The sequence below is a fragment of the Streptomyces sp. NPDC051172 genome, assembly GCF_040682555.1.
Taxonomy (GTDB): domain Bacteria; phylum Actinomycetota; class Actinomycetes; order Streptomycetales; family Streptomycetaceae; genus Streptomyces.
This window is the reverse complement of record NZ_JBFBBE010000305.1, coordinates 1-1,802: the sequence shown is the minus strand read 5'-3', so window position 1 is coordinate 1,802 and position 1,802 is coordinate 1. Positions and strand designations below refer to the sequence as shown.

The 1,802-nt window shown below is 69.8% G+C and carries 2 protein-coding genes; one reads left to right on the top strand and one right to left on the bottom strand.

The genetic code is table 11. From position 1 onward, the window contains the following. The coding region (locus tag AB0N07_RS50585; protein ID WP_365847703.1) for a DNA starvation/stationary phase protection protein at positions 1-410 on the bottom strand (410 nt) is incomplete at its 3' end. Between the two features lie 325 nt (positions 411-735). Between AB0N07_RS50585 and AB0N07_RS50580 the strand changes: the two genes are divergently transcribed. Beyond that, a partial coding sequence (locus AB0N07_RS50580; RefSeq protein ID WP_365847701.1) for an Hsp70 family protein occupies positions 736-1,802 on the top strand: 1,067 nt, incomplete at its 3' end.

The following is a 1,802-nucleotide window of genomic DNA, read 5'->3' as shown; positions in this document are numbered from 1 at the left end:
GGGTCGAGGTCCTCGGTGGCGTCGATCGCGGCGCGGTGGTCCGTCACGACGCCGTCATAGACGAGGTCCAGCGCGGCCAGGTGCTCCAGGGTCGTCGCGCGGCCCAGCGTGTAGTCGTCCCACGTGCGGGCGGCCACGAGGGCGCCCGGGGTGCCGGCGGGGGAGACGCCGAGGGTGGCGATGCGCTCGGCGACGACGTCCGCCATTCCGCGGACCAGCTCGATCTGTGGGTCGAGCATCTCGTGTACGCCGATGAAGCCGGGGCCCACCACGTTCCAGTGGGCGTGCTTCAGGGTGAGCTGCAGGTCGTTGAGGGCGTGCAGGCGACCCTGGAGGATCTCGGCGGTGCGGCGGCCCGTGCTCAGGGACAGGCCCGGGACGGTGTACTCGGCGGCGTTCTTCTCGGCCATGGTGGTGCTCCTTCTCCGTCGGGACGGGCGCGCCGTCGGCGGCGCCCCGTGTTCCGCCATTCAACCGCGCGAGACCCGCGCGCTTCCAGGGCCCGGCGCCTGCACCGGGACGGATCAGGGATGGACCCGGGGCCCGGGAATGGATCGCGGACGGACCGCGTTGACCACCGCAGAAGCAGAAGTGAGTGAAGTCGACTCAGGTTCACTTGACAGTCCACCACCCCGGTGGCAACCTGAGTCATGAAGGCTTAAGTCCCTGCGGCGCCGGCGCCCCCGGCCCGCGGGTCCGGCCCCCGCTTCACCGTCAGACAGGAAGGACCCCATCATGTCCCGTGCAGTCGGCATCGACCTCGGCACCACCAACTCCGTCGTCGCCGCCCTCGAGGGTGGCGACCCGGTCGTCATCGCGAACGCCGAGGGCGCCCGCACCACCCCGTCCGTCGTCGCGTTCTCCAAGGGCGGGGACGTCCTGGTCGGCGAGGTCGCCAAGCGCCAGGCCGTCAACAACCCCGAGCGCACCTTCGCGTCCGTCAAGCGCCACATGGGCACCGACTGGACCACCGAGGTGGACGGCAAGAAGTACACCCCGCAGGAGATCTCGGCCCGCACGCTGATGAAGCTCAAGCACGACGCCGAGGGGTACCTGGGTGAGAAGGTCACCGACGCGGTGATCACCGTGCCCGCCTACTTCAACGACGCCGAGCGCCAGGCCACCAAGGAGGCCGGCGAGATCGCGGGCCTGAACGTCACCCGTATCATCAACGAGCCCACCGCGGCCGCCCTGGCCTACGGCCTGGAGAAGGGCAAGGAGGACGAGCTCATCCTGGTCTTCGACCTGGGCGGCGGCACCTTCGACGTGTCCCTGCTCGAGGTCGCCAAGGACGAGGACGACTTCGCCACCATCCAGGTGCGCGCCACCGCCGGCGACAACCGCCTCGGCGGCGACGACTGGGACCAGCGGATCGTGGACTGGCTGCTCCAGCAGGCCAAGTCCAAGGGCGCGGACCTGTCCAAGGACAAGATCGCCCTGCAGCGTCTGAAGGAGGCAGCGGAGCAGGCCAAGAAGGAGCTCTCCTCGGCCACCTCCACCAACATCTCGCTGCAGTACCTGTCCGTGACCCCCGAGGGCCCGGTGCACCTGGACGAGCACCTCTCCCGCGCCAAGTTCCAGGACCTCACCAAGGACCTGCTCGAGCGCACCCGCAAGCCGTTCGAGGACGTCATCAAGGAGGCCGGCGTCAAGGTCTCCGACATCGACCACGTGGTCCTCGTCGGCGGCTCGACCCGCATGCCCGCCGTCTCCGACCTGGTGAAGGAGCTGACCGGCGGCAAGGAGCCCAACAAGAGCGTGAACCCGGACGAGGTCGTCGCCATCGGCGCCGCGGTGCAGGC